This window comes from Advenella mimigardefordensis DPN7, assembly GCF_000521505.1.
GTDB lineage: Bacteria > Pseudomonadota > Gammaproteobacteria > Burkholderiales > Burkholderiaceae_B > Advenella > Advenella mimigardefordensis.
The window spans coordinates 3,396,811-3,413,620 of the sequence record NZ_CP003915.1 but is presented as its reverse complement, the minus strand read 5'-3'; the positions used below and the strand labels follow the sequence as shown (position 1 = coordinate 3,413,620).

Here is a 16,810-nt window from a genome sequence, read left to right as displayed (position 1 = left end):
AGTGAGCATAACCTACAAAGCAGGATTAACGCTGATAGTTAATGTCTGCGCGACGGTTTTCAGCATAGGCTTCTTCTGTAGAGCCTTCTGCTTTTGGACGCTCTTTACCGAAGCTGACCGCTTCGATCTGGTTAGGACTTACACCTTGTTGTGTCAGCTGGTTGGCAACGGCAACAGAACGACGCTGACCCAGTGCCAGGTTGTATTCGGCGCTGCCGCGTGCATCGGTGTTACCTTCGATACGAACGCGCTGGTTGGCGTTAGCCGCCAGGTATTGAGCGTGCATTTGAACGACGGGCTGGTATTGCTGCTCAACAGTGTAGCTGTCGTAGGCAAAGTAAACAGAGCGTTGCTGTGCCAATGGGCTGTTAGGGTTGAATGGATCCATAACGGCGTTGGATGTGCCTGTTCCAGCTCCAGCAGTGCCGTCTACAGGAGTAGAGCTACACGCTGCCAGTGTGGCAGCCAAACTAGCAATGGCAAGTGTTTTTGCAATGCGAGAACCCATGGTAATTTCCTTTATCAAAGTCAAAAATAAACTTATTTTGTAAACGGCCCCCAAGCCGCACCAGTCACATTGCCAGACGAGGGTATAGAGGCCTGGAACGAACCGTCAGCATTGACGATACCGAGACCGCCACCTGCTGCGTAGAGCACTTGCATTCCGTTAGGTGCGAAACTTGGAGAAAGATCATTGCCGCCAGAAGTCAGTACCTGATCAGATCCAGAGCCAAGACTACTTATAGCAATAACATATGACCCACCTCGTAAGCTAGAATATACCAGTTTTGCCCCATCTGGTGAAATTTTTGGCGAAACATTTTGTGAGCCACTGAAGGTCAGACGACTGGCAGCGCCCCCTCCTAAACCGGTGCGATATACCTGTGCGCTACCACCACGGTCACTGGTGAAAACGATGCCACTGCCATTCGGGAAGAAGAAGGGTTCGGTGTCAATTTCTGCTGAATTGGTCAGGCGTTGCTGGCTCGTACCACCACCGGCGCTAACCAGGTAAATCTGCGATATCCCGCCCTGACTGAGCGCCACCGCAAGCTGACTTCCGTTCGGAGACCACGCAGGGGCGCTGTTGTTGCCCTTGAAGTTGGCTGCTATCGTGCGTCCGCCGGTACTCAGATTCTGAACGTAAACGATGGGTTTGCCTCCTTCAAAACTCACATAAGCCAGGCGTGTACCGTCGGGTGACCAGGCCGGCGAAATGAGTGAAGAGGACGAGCTTGCGACGACTTTGCGACCCTCTCCGTCAGCGTCTGCAACGACCAGTTGACGACCGGTAGTATAGGCAATGCGCGTTGCAAAAATACCACGAACGCCTGTTGTTTTTTCGTAAATGGCATCGGCTACCTTATGGGCAAGACGGCGCATTTGTGCTTCGGAAATGTTTTGTGCGTCCAGTTGCGCCTGCTGCGCAGCATCAGCCAGGCGATAGTCGACGCTGGAGCCGTTTACGGTACCGTAGGCAACCGTTGTGCCGCCAGTCTGCGAAATGGCTGCCCAGTCGGGCGTGCCGTTGGCGCCCAGTGTAACGCCGCCGAGGTCTTTCACGTCGAACTGGCCAGAACGGGTCAGGTCGGCACGAATGATATTGGCTATTTCTGCGCCATTAGGGCCTTCGAAGTTGGCTACAACAATGGGAAATTTATTGGCAGAACCGGAGCCGCGCAATTCTACGTTTACCTGCGCCTGGGCGATGGAATAGAACATGACGGCGACAAAGAGTGCCCAGGTCATCAAGATGCCGACATAACGCTGCACAGAACGGGCGGGAATGGCAGCAGTTCCCTTTTTGGTTGAGGCAGTCATGACTGCGGTCTCCTTACAGAATGTAATAACGACAGTGTATCAATAAAGCCCGCTTTACCGAGGTATAGCAGGCAAATGTTGTTTCACGTTTTTTCGATCGGCCCGGCCGTTCTCGCAGCGATTAATTCGGGTTGTAACGATATGGACCGGTCACGTAAGAATCACCACCTGGCGGTTTGGGGAACGGTTTGCAGGCCATGAGAGCTGCCTGCACCGCGCGGTCAAAGGCCGGATTGCCTGACCGCACCAGAATTTTGGCACCGGTTGGCGTAAAACTGCTGTCGAAGTCGACGCGATAGGTTACCTGCAGGCGCTGATTGCCACTGAATCGCAGACGTGGTTCAACACACTGTTGTACGCGTCGTGCGTAGCCGGAGTTGCCACCGCCGCCGCCGACTTGATTACGATCACTCTGACCGCCGCGAATGCCGGCGGTGCTGCTGACATCGCCACGCATGGCGGCACGCAGGGCATCGCCTTTGGATTCGGCTTTTGCCTTGGCCTGTGCTGCTTTACGGGCATCGGCCTTGGCTTTTGCAGCGGCTTTCTCTTTGGCTTCAGCAGCCGCTTTTGCCTTGGCCTCGGCCGCCGCTTTGGCTTTCGCGTCGGCGGCTGCTTTCGCTTTGGCCGCTGCTTCTTCCTGTGCTTTTTCTTTAGCTTCAGCTTCTTCACGCGCCTGGGCTTCGGCACGGGCTTTGGCATCGGCCTTCGCTTTCGCGTCCGCCCGCGCTTTTGCCTGTGCGGCAGCCTTCGCCTGAGCCTCAGCTTTGGCCTGTGCTTCTGCTTTAGCCTGTTCTCTGGCTTGTGCTTCTGCCTCTGCTTTGGCTTCCTGTTCTGCCTCGCGTTTAGCCTGCTCCTGGGCTTTGGCCGCTTCCCTGGCTTCCTGCTGGGCGCGGGCTTTGGCGTCGGCTAATTCTTTGGCCTTTTTCTGGGCCTCTTCCTTGCGTTTCTTTTCCAGTGCGATATCAGGATCTTCCTGATCGCTGGGGGTTGGATCCGCCTGCTGGGCGCGTGCTCGTTGTGCAGCCGCAGCAGCAGCGGCCGCTGCTGCCGCTCGCGAAGGCGGTGGTGGTGGCGAGGCGGCTTCCTCTTCGTCGTTCTGTGTGTCTTCTTCGGCAGGGTCTGGCGTGCGTGTTTGCGCAGGCGGTTGCAGCACCTGGTTTTCGCCTTCCGTCCACAATTCCAGCTGCACAGGACCGGTTGGCGCTTCGGTGGCCTGAAACAGCCCGGCGATCAGCGCGATCACTAACAAAGCATGAAGGATAATCGCGCCGATCAGGCCTTTGCGATTATCTTCTTCATCATAAAATTCGTTAGGATTTTCGAAGTGCTTCATGCAATTGAGATGTGATGACGATGAAAGTGGGCGGTGATGCTTACTTTTTGCCGTCGGTGGATTTCTGGTTAACCAGCAGGCCCAGGCGGGTCAGTCCGCTGCTGCGCAGCGTGTCCATTACCTTCATGACTTCTTCATAAGGCACTTTGCCGTCGGCCGCAATCACCACCGGACTGTCGGGTTCAACCAGTGCTTTGACTTCTTCCACAATATTGGCTTTGTCTATGGTTTGAAAGTTCTTGCCGGCGGTGCGCTGACGCACTTTTATTTCGCCGTTCTCGGACATTTCAACTTCTACCGGGGTGGCCGGCACGGCCGACGCCTGACCGACCGAGGGCAGATTGATCAGCCCGGGCGTGATCATGGGTGCGGTCACCATGAAGATGACCAGCAAGACAAGCATCACGTCGATATACGGCACGACGTTCATCTCGTTTTTCAGGCGGCGCCCGCGACCGCGGCGGTTTTGTATTCTGGCCATTAGCGAACCTGGCGTTGCAAAATATTCAGAAATTCATCAATAAAACTGTCGAAGCGGCTGGCCAGTTTGTCGATATCATTCGAAAAATGGTTGTACGCCAATACGGCAGGAATCGCGGCGAAAAGACCAATAGCCGTTGCGATCAGGGCTTCGGCGATACCAGGGGCAACCGCAGCCAGTGTTGCCTGGGCAGTGCCGGACAGGCCGATGAACGAGTGCATAATCCCCCAGACAGTACCCAGCAGACCGATGTAGGGGCTGACCGAGCCGGCAGAGGCCAGAAAGTTCAGATTGGAGTCCATGGCATCGAGTTCGCGCTGATAGGTCGCGCGCATGGCCCGGTTCGGGCCTTCGAGCAGGGCATTGACTTCCTTGACACCGTTGCGGCGTGCCTTGAGGAATTCATCCATGCCGGCTTCAAAAATGCGTGCCAGCGGGCCTTCCTGTTCGCTGTTCTGGGCAATGGACTGATGCAGGGTAGTGAGGTCGCCGCCTTTCCAGAACGAATCTTCAAAATCCCGAGTCTGATTGCGTGCGCGCTTGAGCGCGATGCGCTTGCTGATGATATAGGTCCAGGATAGAACCGAAATGATCACCAGAATCAGCATGATGATCTGTACGGGTAAGCTCGCGTTGATGATCAGCGAGATAATCGACATCTCTTCAGGGGTGGTAGGTTGCATAAAATCTAGTCCTGCACGAAAGGAAATAGTTGTCGGATAGGCATTGGAATGGGAGCCGGACGAAATGTGTCCGCATTTACACAGCATACCTGAATCTGGCTTTCTACCAGTCGGGTGCCATCGCGTTCTGCTACTTGTTCAAAATGGACGGACGCGGCGCCCATTTTGGTAATCCGGCTGTTGATATCCAGCAGGTCATCCAGCCGCGCGGGTGACCGATAGCGCAATTGCGTGTTGACCACGATGAATATCAGTCGCTCACTGCCTGCCAGCGCGGTCTGACTGACCCCGAGGTGGCGTAGCCACTCGGTGCGGGCGCGTTCGAAGAACTTCAGGTAATTGGCATAAAACACCACGCCACCCGCGTCGGTATCTTCGTAATAAACGCGAACGGGAAAATGAAAATAATTTTCCAACAAATCAGACCTTGCAATACAACCGGAAAGTGTAAAAACCCAAGAAAATCACGAAATCATAACGTGTTTTTCAGCTCGCTATAAAGGGATTTGATGCTTGTTAACATTTCTGCAACAGGCACCTTGCGCGCCTCTGGCCAACTGCGCGCCTGTAGTTCCACCATACCATCTTTCAGTCCGCGATCGCCAATTGTGATACGAATTGGAACACCTATCAGCTCCCATTCAGAAAACATGACGCCTGGGCGCACATCGCGATCATCCAGAATGACGTCTACGCCGTCCTGGCGCAGGGTATCGTAGAGTTGCTGAGCCTGTTGCTGCACGGCTTCGCTTTTGTGCCAGCCGATAGGGCAGATGACGACTTCGAACGGCGCCATGGCCAGTGGCCAGATAATGCCCTTGTCGTCGTGGTTTTGTTCAATGGCTGCGGCCATGATGCGGCTGATTCCGATACCGTAGCAGCCCATTTGCAGCGGCTCGGGCTTGCCCTGTTCATTCAGGAATGTGGCCTTGAGCTTTTCCGAATATTTGTCGCCCAGAAAGAACACATGGCCCACTTCGATACCGCGCTGGATGGCCAGCTTGCCAGGAGCGTCGGTGGCCGGATCGCCTTCGACCACATTACGCAGGTCGGCCACTTCGGGTTCGGGCAGGTCTCGGCCCCAGTTTACGCCTGCAAAGTGATAGTCTTCGCGATTGGCGCCACAGATGAAATCGGCCATATTGGCAACGGTGCGGTCGGCCAGCATATGGATGGGTTTGACGGTTTTGACCGGTCCCAGAAACCCGGGTTTGGAGCCGAAGTACTCCATGATTTCCTCTTCGGTTGCCATGCGGTAGCCGTCCTTGAATGCAGGCAGTTTGCCGATTTTGACTTCATTGACTTCATGGTCGCCACGGACCATCAGCAGCCACAACTGGCCGGGGCCTTCTGCCGGCGTGGTCATAAAGACCACCGCCTTGACGGTTTTTTCCAGGCTGACATTCAACTGTTCTGCGACGATTTCGCATTTGCTGGCATTGGGTGTTTCTACTTCCCTTAATGCTTCGGCCGGGGCTGCACGCGACGCAAGCAGGCAGGGGGCATCGGCCAGTTCAATGTTGGCTGCGTATTGAGAGTCGGGGTTGTAGACGATCAGGTCTTCGCCGGTATCGGCAATAACCTGGAATTCATGGCTGCGGTCACCGCCAATGGAGCCGGTGTCGGCGGCGACGGCGCGGAAGGTCAGACCCAGCCGAGAAAAAATGTTCACATAGGCGTTGTACATGGCGTCGTAGCTGGCCTGAGCCGATGCTTCGTCACGGTCAAACGAGTACGCGTCTTTCATGGTGAATTCGCGACCGCGCATCAGGCCAAAGCGGGGGCGGCGCTCGTCGCGGAATTTGGTCTGAATATGATAGAAGTTGACAGGCAACTGGCGCCAGCTGTGAATTTCGTTGCGGGCGATGTCGGTGATGACCTCTTCGGAAGTAGGCTGAAGCACGAAATCGCGCTGGTGGCGGTCCTTGATGCGCAGCAGTTCAGCGCCGTATTGTACCCAGCGGCCGGATTCCATCCACAGCTCGGCTGGTTGCACCACCGGCATGAGCAACTCGATGGCGCCTGCACGGTTCATTTCGTCGCGCACGATGTTCTCGACCTTGCGCAGGGTTTTGAGGGCCAGCGGCATATAAGTGTAGATACCACCGGCGTGCTTGCGGATCATGCCGGCACGTGTCATGAGCTGATGACTGATGATTTCTGCTTCTGCAGGGGCTTCTTTTAAAGTATTTAGGTGAAATTTTGAGGCTAACATGGCTACCGGTTCAATTGATACGTATAATCAAAGACAATTGTATTTAAAAATGGGAGTGGCCGCATGCTTGATCGCGAAGGCTACCGTCCTAATGTTGGTATTATCCTCGTAAACCAGAAGAATGAGGTCTTTTGGGGTAAAAGAATTCGAGAACATTCCTGGCAGTTTCCGCAAGGTGGTATCAAATATGGCGAAACGCCTGTTCAGGCCATGTATCGAGAGCTTCAGGAGGAAGTGGGTCTTAAACCCGAGCATGTACGAATATTAGGTCGAACACGAGACTGGTTACGCTACAACGTACCCGATAATTTTGTCAGACGGGACTCACGTGGGCATTATAAGGGACAGAAACAGATCTGGTTCCTGTTGCGCCTGGTGGGCAAGGATGCCGATGTGAGCCTGCGGGCAACACATCATCCCGAATTTGATGCCTGGCGCTGGCATACGTACTGGGTGCCGCTGGATGTCGTCATTGAATTTAAACGTGACGTGTACAACCGCGCGTTGCAGGAGCTGTCGGATATCCTGTTTCGTCGGCACGGGGAGTCGCGTTTTTTAAGGCAGCGTAGTGGCGCAGGCGCCGTGCCGCGTAAAAAAGCGCACGGCAAAGACGGCGCTGGTGGCAGGAACGGACGTGCAGCGAATCCTGCAGATGCGGACGCGTCTGTTGCAGGCGAGGCCAGAGCTGAGCTTCCCAAAGGGAACAAACCTGCGCTGGCTGGCCGTCCGAATGGCAAGCCGGGCACCAAACGCAGCTTTGAGGGTGGGAAAGGCCCGCGCGCCGGGCAGGGGGCGGGGCAGAAGCAGGTCGCCCGTCACGCTCGCAATGGCCGCGTGCATGCGTCGGACAACAACCCGCAGGCCCAAAGAGGCAAGGCGCAGCCGGTGACGCGGTAGTGAACAGTCGTTGGTGATCGTTATTGGCGTATTGGCTTATTGACTTATCGGTGTGAGTGATCGGGTGACGGGTGGTATGGCGCTTAAATATCTTAAACATTTAAGTGCCATATCATTAATGCACCGTACATAATATTAAGAGGCGTACATAATATTAAGAGGCGTACATAATATTAAGAGGCGTACATAAAAAACAAGCGGCGCAACTGAGCGCCGGCCTGGTGTTATCGCCGTCCTGCCCGATACTGCGGCAGGGGGGGCGGATACGTTGTTAAAACAGTATTATTTACGTGGTGTGAGGCGGGTGATGAGGCTGGACGTATCAAAACGCTGTCCGCCATTTTGCTGAACTTCCGCATAGAACTGGTCAACCACGGCAGTGACCGGCAGCAGCGCACCGTTGCGTTTGGCTTCATCCAGCACCAGCCCGAGGTCCTTGCGCATCCAGTCTACTGCGAAACCGAAGTCGAATTTGCCTTCTACCATGGTTTTGCCGCGGTTTTCCATTTGCCAGCTCTGGGCGGCACCTTTGCTGATAACGTCCAGCACGGCATTCATATCCAGGTTGGCACGCAAGCCGAAGGCAATGGCTTCAGACAGCCCCTGCACCAGCCCGGCAATACAAATCTGGTTGACCATTTTGGCCAGCTGGCCGGCACCATGTTCGCCCAGGAGCGTGACGGCCCGTGCAAAGTGACCGGCTACGGGTTTGATACGTTCAAAAACCTCGGGCTCGCCACCGCACATAATGGTAAGCACGCCGCCGACCGCGCCGGCCTGACCACCGGAGACAGGTGCATCAATAAAATTGAATTGACCTTCACGGGCAGCCGCGGCCAGTTCGCGCGCCACATCGGCTGACGCTGTGGTGTGATCAACAAAAACGGCGTTCTGTTTCATCCCATGAAAGGCACCATCTGCACCGGTAGTGACACTGCGCAGGTCGTTATCGTTACCGACACAGCAAAAGACGATGTCCGCACCTTCGGCGGCTTTGGCTGGTGTTGGGGCACTGTTGCCGCCAAATTCGCTGACCCAGTCGGCACTCTTGCTGGCGGTACGGTTGTAGACGGTGACGTCATGACCGGCACGGGCCAGATGTCCTGCCATTGGAAAGCCCATTACCCCCAAGCCGATAAATGCAACTTTTTTTGCCGGAACCTGATCGTACTGTTTGTCTGTAATTGAAGCCATGTGTGCACCTGAAGGAGTTGGAAGTGAATGGTAATAGAACGTAAATAGTACCTGTTTGTGTCTATTTTTTGGAAATATGGCTCAGAACAGGTAAAATTCAATCTCATTTAATTAAATCCGTGTGCACTGCATCGTAAGCGTGCCCGCATATTTTTGAGAACGTGATATCACTATGCTTCAGGATTTAGATCAAGTTGCTGTCCGTATCGGGCAGCTGGTTCAGCTTACGAAACAGCTTGCGTCCGAACAGGAATCTCTGGCGACCAGACTCAAACAGGCTGAAGGCGGACGGGCAGAGCTGCAAAGCCAGCTGCAACAGCGGGAAGGCGAATTCAAGTCTATCAGCGAACGTCTGGCCAATCACGAGACCGAAGTCAATGGTATCCGGGAACAGGCCCAGGCCGAGAACGTTCAATTGCGGCAGACGCTGGAAGGCACCACTGCTGAACTGCAAAGCGTCAAGCAGCAACTGGCGACGGCCAAGAACGAAGCCAATGCCCTGAAAGAAAGCGCCAGAACCGCGCGTGAAAAAGTGGAACGTGTACTGGCCAACCTGCCGGGCAATGCGTCAGAAGGAGTAAATTGATGGAACGCATAGATGTCTCTATTTTGGGGCGCGATTTTTCCCTGGCGTGTAATCCTGAAGAAAAGCAAAAACTGCTGTCCGCTGTTAAACTTGCCGATCAGCTTATGCTGAAAATCAAGGGTTCCGGCGGCATGACCTCTGCCAGTAATGAACGCATTGCGGTCATGGCGTGTATTCAGATGGCATCGGATTTGCTCTCTGTTAAATCTGCCGATGAGGGCTTCGGCGGTATGCAATATGGGCAATTCAAGAGTAAAATAGAGGAACTCAATGCGTTGCTGGATTCCGGTCTTAATGATCTGAAAAAACTTTAAAGAATTCAGGGTTTAACTTCTATTGATTTTTCTGTACAGTTAACCCTAACAGTTTGTCCCTGCTGTATTCGTGACTTGGCTTTACATCTCTTACCTATGCTTATGGCATCGGTCGCCGGATTACAGAGTTGGTGTGATCGTCTCTTGTCAGATGAACCCGACGCTCTGTTGAAGGTAACCAACTTTGAACTGAAGGGTTCGAGGTGCCAGCCTAGACGATACAAGCGGGGCCATTATCCCTATGAAACGAGCTGTCATGGCTCGTTTTTTTTTGGAGGCCCGTATGCCGCGCACCTTTCCCCACACATTGTTATCCAAAGCGACGCTGATCGCCATGCTCACGGTTGGCGCCGTCGCCCTGCCCGCTGTTGCGGTACAGGCTCAGCCGGCCACAACAAGTCCTGCCGGTGCAACAGCATCAGAGCCGACGCTGGCGCTGAGCGCATCGGCTTCCGAAACCGTGGCTCAGGATACCGTTACGCTGACGCTGAATAAAGAAGTTCGGGGCGACAATCAGGTCGAACTGTCGCGCAGCGTCAATGAAGCCATGAATAAAGTTCGCGATAAAGCCAAGGCGGACAAGGACCTTGAAGTGCGCACGGGTTCCTATCAGGTGTGGTTTGAGCGGGATAATAATCGGCCGGTTCAGCCTGCGGCAGCGGGTACGCGGGCTGCCAATGCCGCGGGTGATGGCAAAGGCGAGGATGCGGGCGGTACCTGGGTCGCGCGTGGCGAATTGCTCATTACTTCAAAGAACATGGAAAAGGCCAGCCAGTTTGCGGCCGATGTGGATGAACAGATGGCATTGGACGGGATTCGGTTCACCCTCTCACGCGAAGCCCGCGAGACCATTGAAAAGCGCCTGCTTGCTGCAACCACCAAGGCCTTCAAAACCCGGGCACAGGAGGCAGTGGCAGCGCTGGAGTTTGGCGGTTATCGCATCAAGTCGTTGCGGCTGGGTGATGTGGGCCAACCCGAAAGCTACCAGCCACGCATGATGGCAATGAGCGCCGCCAAGGCCGGCCCTGCTATTGAGGCCGGCAAGGAAACGGTCACACTGTCGATGGAGGGAGAGATCTTTTTGTTGCCCAAATAAAGATTCCTATGCCCGCCAGAATCATGGGCAGTGACAGCCACTGACCCATGGACAGCCCCAGACTCAACGTGCCCAGGAAACTATCTGGTTCACGTGTGTACTCCACCAGGAACCGGGCCAGGCCATAGCCAGTCATAAACACGCCGCTGGTTTGCCCGACCCAGCGTTTCCTGGACGAGAATATCCATACCACCGCAAACAGGATCACCCCTTCGGCCAGCATTTCATACAGCTGGGAGGGGTGGCGGGCAATGGGGCCGCCCTGGGGAAAGATCATGGCCCAGGGCAGATCCGAAGGGCGTCCCCACAGTTCGCCATTAATGAAATTGCCGATGCGGCCCATGGCCAGACCTGGCGGCACCAGTGGGGCGATAAAGTCTGCCACTTCGAAAAATGTCATGCCTTTTTTGTACGCGTAAATGAAAAGTACAACCAGCACGCCGATCAGTCCGCCATGAAATGACATGCCACCATCCCAGACCGAAAAGATATGCAGCGGATTGGCGAAGTAATAAGACGGCTGATAAAACAGAACGTAACCCAGACGTCCGCCCGCCACCACCCCCATGACACCGTAGAAGATCAGATCTTCAAATTCGGAGACAGTGAGCCGTATCATGCCTTTTTTGATCCGATACTTGCCGAGAATCCAGAGCAGGGCAAACGCGGCCACATACATCAGACCGTACCAGTGGATTTTGAGCGGGCCGATTTCAAGTGCAATCGGATTAAATTGTGGGTAAGCGATCATAAATACCAAAATGCGACAATGAAATGGAAAGTATAAAGGCGCGACCAACGCTTTGTGTGTGGTCGGGTAAAATAGACACAAGTTAATTGTTAATTTTTAAAAGGCTATCGTCGTGTCAGGGAAAAAGCTTGTCGCCAGTCTGGCAATAATTGCAGTTAGCATTGCTGCAGTTAACATCACACCAGCCCGGGCGCAAACGCTGACTGACGGGCCGCAACTGGCCAGGGCTAAGATCTGTATGGGCTGTCACCAGGTGGACAGCCGTCGCGTAGGCCCGCCGTTTGTGGCCGTGGCCGACAGATACAAGGCAGGCGGGCAGCCTATGGTTGAATATCTGGCTAATAGCATTCGTCATGGCGGGCGTGGTCGCTGGGGTGCTGTGCCTATGCCGGCACAGCCTCAGGTAACGGAAGAAGAGGCCACTGCGCTGGCTGCCTGGATTCTGTCGCTTGCCAGTCCGGCAAAATAGTGCTGATGCCTGCGATGCGACTGCTTTGGGCTTTTGTTGTTATGTACCATGATACTGTTGTGGCATAGGACGGTTGCACAGAGCATGACGGGCTATTGATCGTTTTCCAGAGTATTGTCGGCTGGGGTTCCGGCATTGGCTGCAGTCGTACCGTCAGGAAAAAACCTGGCGGACGAATTATCTTGAAGGTGAGTAAGTTGACAAATCAAACTGAAATCGCAGTATTGGGCAGTGGCTGCTTCTGGTGTTCAGAGGCCGTATTCCAGCAGTTGCAGGGCGTTATTTCCGTGCAATCGGGCTATAGCGGCGGCCATGTACAGAATCCGAGTTATGAACAGGTCTGTGGCAAGGACACGGGTCACATAGAAGTGGTGCAGATTGAGTTTGATCCGGCCATCATTAGTTATCAGGATCTGCTGGATATTTTCTTTGATACGCATGATCCGACCACGCCCGACCGTCAGGGTAACGATGTGGGCCCGCAGTATGCCTCTGCCATTTTCTGGCAGACAGATGTGCAGAAAGAAACGGCCACGCAGGTTATTAACGCCAGACAGGCCGATTTTGCTGACCCTATCGTAACCAAATTGCTGCCGGCTGCGCCATTCTGGCCGGCAGAAAGCTATCACGACGATTATTTCATTCAGCATCCAAACCAGTCTTACTGCGCATTTGTGATTTCGCCAAAAGTGGAGAAATTTAAAAAGCGGTATTCTGATAAGCTTAAAAGTTAAGAATAGTGCAGATGATCCTGTCAGTGCATGACCGCGCGAAGGGGATCAAAGCAGCGCTCCGGCGCAAACAAAAAACCGCTGTGTTCGGTCTGGCAGAACACAGCGGTTTCGTCCAATAGGCTGTAGCAGCGCATTCGGCGACAGTACATACAGCAGTGGCAGATTACTCTACGGCGCGCACAACCCCGCGACGCATCTGATCCAGCTCGATGGATTCGAACAGCGCCTTGAAGTTGCCTTCACCAAACCCTTCATTGCCCTTGCGTTGAATGATCTCAAAGAAAATCGGACCGATCTGGTTTTCGGTGAAAATTTGCAGCAGCAGGTCATTGTTTGGCCCACCGTCAAGCAGAATGCGGTTTTTCTTAAGGCGCTCGACATCTTCACCGTGATTGGGCAGGCGGGTGTCAAGCAGTTCGTAGTAGGTGTCGGGTGTATCCAGAAAACGCAACTGGCGGGTGCGCAGGTTTTCGATGGTGTCATAAATCGTATTGGTGCCCAGAGCGATATGCTGGATACCCTCACCGCGATACATATCAAGATATTCCTGAATCTGTCCTTTTTCTTCGGTGCCTTCTTCATTGATGGGGATGCGGATCTTGCCGCAAGGCGAGGTCATGGCCTTGGATTTGACACCGGTTACCTTGCCTTCAATATCGAAGTAGCGCACTTCCCGGAAGTTGAACAGGCGTTCGTAAAACTCGGCCCATTCGGCCATACGGCCCTTGTGAACGTTGTGAGTAAGGTGATCAATCAGCTCCAGCCCCGCGCCCTTATAGTTCGAGTCTTCTTCGGCAGTAGACGGATCAATCGCCACAAAATCCACGTCATAGATGCTGATGTCACCAATACCGCCGGTACCATTTTTGCCTTTCCAGCGGTCTACCAGATAGATAAGTGAGTCTCCGATGCCCTTGATGGCCGGAATATTCAGTTCCATCGGGCCGCTGCCGGAGTCAAAACCCCAGGCGCCCAGTTCGAGCGCGCGCCGATACGCCTTGGTGGCGTCATCGACCCGGAATGCAATGGCACAGATGGAGGGGCCATGCAGACGGGCAAAGCGCTGGGCAAAAGAGTCTTTCTCGGCATTGATCAGAAAATTGATTTCGCCCTGGCGGTAGAGCGTCACGTCTTTGTGACGGTGCCGGGCAATTGCTTTAAAACCCAGGGTTTCAAATACTTTTCCGAGCGCAACGGGGTCGGGTGCAGTATATTCAACAAATTCAAAGCCGTTTGTGCCCATCGGGTTGTCCCAAGGGGTAAATGTTGTTGCAGACATAACATTGCTCCTGAAATTTTTTGTTCTGATAAAACGTCTATTCTAAGCAAAAGGGCGTAGCAGACGATTGCAAAAAATGCTGCAAAATCTAATAATCTGGCATTGTTATTTTATTTTTAGTTATTTTTAGGAAAGATTATGTCAATAAACACACTGGATAAAACAGACCGGCAAATTCTTAACCTTTTGCAGACAAATGGCCGGCTCAGCAACCAGGATCTGGCAGATAAAATAGCGCTTTCTCCCAGCCCCTGTTTGCGCCGTGTCAAGCGGCTGGAAGAAGAGGGCTATATCAAAGGATACACCGCCCGGGTGGATGCCGACAAAATCGGGCGCGGCCTGATTGCATTTGTATCCATTCGGCTCAACAAACACAGCGGCTCCAGCCATGCGCCCATGCAGGATTTCAATCGTGATGTTCAGCTGTGGCCCGAAGTCGTCGAGTGCCATTCCATGTCGGGTGATATGGATTATTTGTTGCGTGTGCAGGTGCAGGACCTGGCCGCGTTTTCTGCCTTTGCCATGAACGTATTGATGCAACATCCGTCTGTGGTCGATATGAGATCAAGCTTTGCATTGGGGAAAATCAAGGAAAGCGGGGCGCTGCAGGTGTAATGTCCTGCGTCACTGTGTGGGACGGCGCTATGGTGCCGCAGTGCCATTGTGCAAGCGGTAGCGGCGCCATGTGCATGTGTTTTGCCCTGTCATGGCTATGATATAGCCATGAGCATGTACTGCCGTTTTTTGATATGGGAAAGCGCATAGAGGTGTGAAAATGTCTTCAAATTACTCAGGAGACATGAATGAAATCTCAATTTGTATGTGCCATGCTGTTGTCAGCCAGTCCATTCCTTTGCTGGGCGCAATCGTGTGAAATCACCGTCGAATCCGGTGATACCATGCGTTTTAGCGAGCGCTCTATCAGCGTTCCCAAATCCTGCGAGACATTCAAGGTTACGCTCAAGCATACCGGACATATGCCCAAAACGGCCATGGGGCACAATTGGGTGCTGGGCAAAAGCAGTGAAATTGATGCCATCATTAAGGAAGGCCAGGCAGCGGGTCGTGAGAATGATTTTCTCAAGCCTGACGATGAACGTATTATTGCCAAGACAGCCCTGATCGGTGGCGGAGAAAGCGCAGATACGACCATCACCGCCAGCAAGCTCAAGGCTGGCGAATCCTATACCTTTATTTGTTCTTATCCGGGGCATTGGAGCATGATGCGCGGCACCCTCAAGCTGGAGGCATAAGGGACCGGCCAGAAAAAAGGGTCAGAATCACAGGAAAATAGTCAGAACATATAAAAAACCGGTTGCAGATTGTCCTTGCGGCCGGATACCGGGCGCCGGGGCCCAGGTATCCGGCTGTTTTTTATGGTGGTGTGGTTGCATCCAGGTCTGGTCGACTGGTCGTTGGCCATGTCAGCGGACGAAAGCTCATTTCGAAGACATCATTGGGGCAGTGGTCGATGCAGGCGCCGCAATTGATGCAATCGCCCGATATCACAAATGCATTGGCTTCACCGCGCAGGGCCGGACCAATGACATGCGGTTCGGGGCATTTTCTCAGACAGGCGCCGCATTGTTCACAGGCGTCGCGATGGGTCGCCCGCACCCGGACCCGGCTGAATCGTCCAATGGTGCCATAGAAGGCGCCCACCGGGCACAGGTATCCGCACCAACCATGGCGGGTAATCAATAGATCGAACAGGAATACGCCGGCGATTACAGCCCATCCCAGGCCCATGCCGAATATCAGTCCGCGTTGCAGGATAGTGACCGGATTGATGATTTCCCAGGCAATCACACTTGTGGTTACGCTGGCTATCAGGGTAGCGCCGAGAATGACAAGGCGCGTTTGCTTATTGAAGGCGCGGTCGCGTTTGATTCCCAGGCGGTCGCGTAACCACAGGGCGGCATCGGTGACGATGTTGACCGGGCATAACCAGCTGCAATAGCTACGACCGCCAACGACTAAGTAAAACAGCACGATCAGAAGAGCGCCGACTATGGCGACGCTGGAAACGGCGTGGCCCGCCAGCAGTGATTGCAGCAGAATATAGGGATCTGACAGATCGAGTACGCCGAACCATTCACTGGATGCGAAATTACCCTGGGCGATGCGCCATCCCAGCCAGGGGCCCGCCATGAACGCGAACAGCAGGAGCAATTGAACCGTACGCCGGGCTATCAGCCATCGCCAGGAGCGCCAGCCGGTACGTTCCTTTTTCTTCATGGATTTACCCGCCATCACCGTTGTCATTATTACAATCGTCCTGATGGGTTTCTGCCTTCCTGTCCCAGCCCCAGCTTGCGAGGCAGGACACGTATTGCCGCTTCCCTGATCACACAATGCTTTTCACAGGTGCCGCAGCCCGTGCATGCATCGGAGTGAACGGTCGGGATAATGCGCTGCTGACCGTTAATCTGATGGGTTTCCAGCGTAATGGCTTCGCCGCGAACGGGGCAGACCCGATAGCAAATACTGCAATTGAGTCCCTTGTAGTTCAGACAGGTTTCGTGCCCCACCAGTACCGCCACGCCCATGTCGGCTTCTTCGATATGTGCCATATCGCTGTCGAGTGCGCCGGTGGGACAGGCTTTCGCACAGGGGATGTCTTTGCACATTCGGCACGGATCGTCTCGCGCAATAAAGTAGGGCGTGCCGACCTGGGCCGGACCGTCCAGGGTGGCTAGTGAGAGAATGTCATAAGGGCAGGCCCGGACACACAGACCACAACGTACACAGGCAGACAAAAAGGCCGCTTCGTCCAGCGCGCCGGGTGGTCGCAACGCTTGCGGCTCGGCCTCTGAAGCAGCGTCGGCCGCAGTATCCAGAGCGAGCCATGTCACGCCCAGCGCGCCGGCCGCGCGTACCGACGTCTTCAGCAGGTCACGGCGTTTTTCCGAAATGCGTGTCGTATCTGACGGTTTTTCCTGACCCATGGGCGG

General features: G+C 54.2%; 19 protein-coding genes, 1 other RNA gene and 1 pseudogene. 9 read left to right on the top strand and 12 right to left on the bottom strand.

Annotated elements, in window-relative coordinates; genetic code table 11:
* Nucleotides 1–25: 25 nt before the first annotated feature.
* The 7 genes from pal to MIM_RS15740 form a co-directional block, all read right to left on the bottom strand.
* On the bottom strand, nt 26–508 hold the full coding sequence (pal, locus tag MIM_RS15770) for a peptidoglycan-associated lipoprotein Pal (RefSeq protein WP_025373722.1): 483 nt from the start codon (nt 506–508) through the stop codon (nt 26–28).
* Between the two features lie 32 nt (nt 509–540).
* On the bottom strand, nt 541–1,821 hold the full coding sequence (tolB, locus tag MIM_RS15765) for a Tol-Pal system beta propeller repeat protein TolB (RefSeq protein WP_025373721.1): 1,281 nt from the start codon (nt 1,819–1,821) through the stop codon (nt 541–543).
* A 121-nt stretch (nt 1,822–1,942) separates the two neighbouring features.
* Nucleotides 1,943–3,157, bottom strand: a complete 1,215-nt coding sequence (gene tolA, locus MIM_RS15760; RefSeq protein WP_025373720.1) for a cell envelope integrity protein TolA — start codon at nt 3,155–3,157, stop codon at nt 1,943–1,945.
* A 40-nt stretch (nt 3,158–3,197) separates the two neighbouring features.
* The gene (locus tag MIM_RS15755; RefSeq protein WP_025373719.1) at nt 3,198–3,638 is read right to left on the bottom strand and encodes an ExbD/TolR family protein; all 441 of its coding nucleotides are present in this window, start codon (nt 3,636–3,638) and stop codon (nt 3,198–3,200) included.
* Nucleotides 3,638–4,321, bottom strand: a complete 684-nt coding sequence (gene tolQ / locus MIM_RS15750) for a protein TolQ (protein WP_025373718.1) — start codon at nt 4,319–4,321, stop codon at nt 3,638–3,640. Before tolQ ends, MIM_RS15755 begins: the two co-directional genes overlap by 1 nt.
* A gap of 5 nt (nt 4,322–4,326) precedes the next feature.
* A complete protein-coding gene (gene ybgC / locus MIM_RS15745; RefSeq protein WP_025373717.1) occupies nt 4,327–4,737 on the bottom strand; it encodes a tol-pal system-associated acyl-CoA thioesterase in 411 nt (136 codons plus the stop codon).
* Between the two features lie 56 nt (nt 4,738–4,793).
* Nucleotides 4,794–6,536: a proline--tRNA ligase gene (locus MIM_RS15740; RefSeq protein ID WP_025373716.1), complete on the bottom strand. Its 1,743-nt coding sequence runs from the start codon at nt 6,534–6,536 to the stop codon at nt 4,794–4,796.
* Nucleotides 6,537–6,599: 63 nt separating this feature from the next.
* On the opposite strand from MIM_RS15740, the pseudogene MIM_RS22600 reads away from it, so the two are divergent.
* Nucleotides 6,600–7,151, top strand: a pseudogene (locus tag MIM_RS22600) (RNA pyrophosphohydrolase); the annotation flags it as partial.
* Nucleotides 7,152–7,715: 564 nt separating this feature from the next.
* Here MIM_RS22600 and MIM_RS15730 read toward each other — a convergent pair.
* Nucleotides 7,716–8,627 (bottom strand): NAD(P)-dependent oxidoreductase, encoded by a 912-nt coding sequence (locus tag MIM_RS15730; RefSeq protein WP_025373714.1) that lies wholly within the window; start codon nt 8,625–8,627, stop codon nt 7,716–7,718.
* A 172-nt stretch (nt 8,628–8,799) separates the two neighbouring features.
* Here MIM_RS15730 and MIM_RS15725 point away from each other — a divergent pair, with 172 nt between their 5' ends.
* The 4 genes from MIM_RS15725 (at nt 8,800) to MIM_RS15715 (ending at nt 10,623) form a co-directional block, all read left to right on the top strand.
* Complete coding sequence (locus MIM_RS15725) at nt 8,800–9,213, top strand: hypothetical protein (RefSeq protein WP_025373713.1); 414 nt, start codon at nt 8,800–8,802, stop codon at nt 9,211–9,213.
* The gene (locus tag MIM_RS15720; protein WP_025373712.1) at nt 9,213–9,527 is read left to right on the top strand and encodes a cell division protein ZapA; all 315 of its coding nucleotides are present in this window, start codon (nt 9,213–9,215) and stop codon (nt 9,525–9,527) included. Before MIM_RS15725 ends, MIM_RS15720 begins: the two co-directional genes overlap by 1 nt.
* Before the next feature lie 53 nt (nt 9,528–9,580).
* A non-coding RNA gene (gene ssrS, locus MIM_RS22595) (6S RNA) lies at nt 9,581–9,762 on the top strand.
* A 21-nt stretch (nt 9,763–9,783) separates the two neighbouring features.
* Nucleotides 9,784–10,623 carry an SIMPL domain-containing protein gene (locus tag MIM_RS15715; RefSeq protein ID WP_025373711.1) on the top strand — a complete coding sequence of 280 codons (840 nt, stop codon included), beginning with the start codon at nt 9,784–9,786 and terminating at the stop codon, nt 10,621–10,623.
* On the opposite strand, the gene lgt is transcribed toward MIM_RS15715, so the two are convergent.
* Nucleotides 10,580–11,374, bottom strand: coding sequence for a prolipoprotein diacylglyceryl transferase (lgt, locus tag MIM_RS15710; RefSeq protein WP_025373710.1), 795 nt, complete (start codon nt 11,372–11,374; stop codon nt 10,580–10,582). The two genes, MIM_RS15715 and lgt, sit on opposite strands and share 44 nt — an antisense overlap.
* A 148-nt stretch (nt 11,375–11,522) precedes the next feature.
* On the opposite strand from lgt, the gene MIM_RS15705 reads away from it, so the two are divergent.
* Nucleotides 11,523–11,843: a c-type cytochrome gene (locus MIM_RS15705; protein ID WP_407638167.1), complete on the top strand. Its 321-nt coding sequence runs from the start codon at nt 11,523–11,525 to the stop codon at nt 11,841–11,843.
* A gap of 197 nt (nt 11,844–12,040) precedes the next feature.
* The gene (msrA, locus tag MIM_RS15700) at nt 12,041–12,577 is read left to right on the top strand and encodes a peptide-methionine (S)-S-oxide reductase MsrA (protein WP_245592755.1); all 537 of its coding nucleotides are present in this window, start codon (nt 12,041–12,043) and stop codon (nt 12,575–12,577) included.
* Between the two features lie 163 nt (nt 12,578–12,740).
* On the opposite strand, the gene hppD is transcribed toward msrA, so the two are convergent.
* Nucleotides 12,741–13,856 (bottom strand): 4-hydroxyphenylpyruvate dioxygenase, encoded by a 1,116-nt coding sequence (gene hppD / locus MIM_RS15695; RefSeq protein WP_025373707.1) that lies wholly within the window; start codon nt 13,854–13,856, stop codon nt 12,741–12,743.
* 138 nt (nt 13,857–13,994) lie between these two features.
* On the opposite strand from hppD, the gene MIM_RS15690 reads away from it, so the two are divergent.
* Nucleotides 13,995–14,471 (top strand): Lrp/AsnC family transcriptional regulator, encoded by a 477-nt coding sequence (locus tag MIM_RS15690; RefSeq protein ID WP_025373706.1) that lies wholly within the window; start codon nt 13,995–13,997, stop codon nt 14,469–14,471.
* A 188-nt stretch (nt 14,472–14,659) separates the two neighbouring features.
* Nucleotides 14,660–15,109, top strand: a complete 450-nt coding sequence (gene azu, locus MIM_RS15685; RefSeq protein ID WP_025373705.1) for an azurin — start codon at nt 14,660–14,662, stop codon at nt 15,107–15,109.
* A 121-nt stretch (nt 15,110–15,230) separates the two neighbouring features.
* On the opposite strand, the gene napH is transcribed toward azu, so the two are convergent.
* Together napH and napG are read right to left on the bottom strand one after the other, a co-directional pair.
* Nucleotides 15,231–16,121: a quinol dehydrogenase ferredoxin subunit NapH gene (gene napH, locus MIM_RS15680; protein ID WP_025373704.1), complete on the bottom strand. Its 891-nt coding sequence runs from the start codon at nt 16,119–16,121 to the stop codon at nt 15,231–15,233.
* A gap of 2 nt (nt 16,122–16,123) precedes the next feature.
* Nucleotides 16,124–16,804 (bottom strand): ferredoxin-type protein NapG, encoded by a 681-nt coding sequence (gene napG, locus MIM_RS15675; RefSeq protein ID WP_025373703.1) that lies wholly within the window; start codon nt 16,802–16,804, stop codon nt 16,124–16,126.
* Nucleotides 16,805–16,810: the final 6 nt, after the last annotated feature.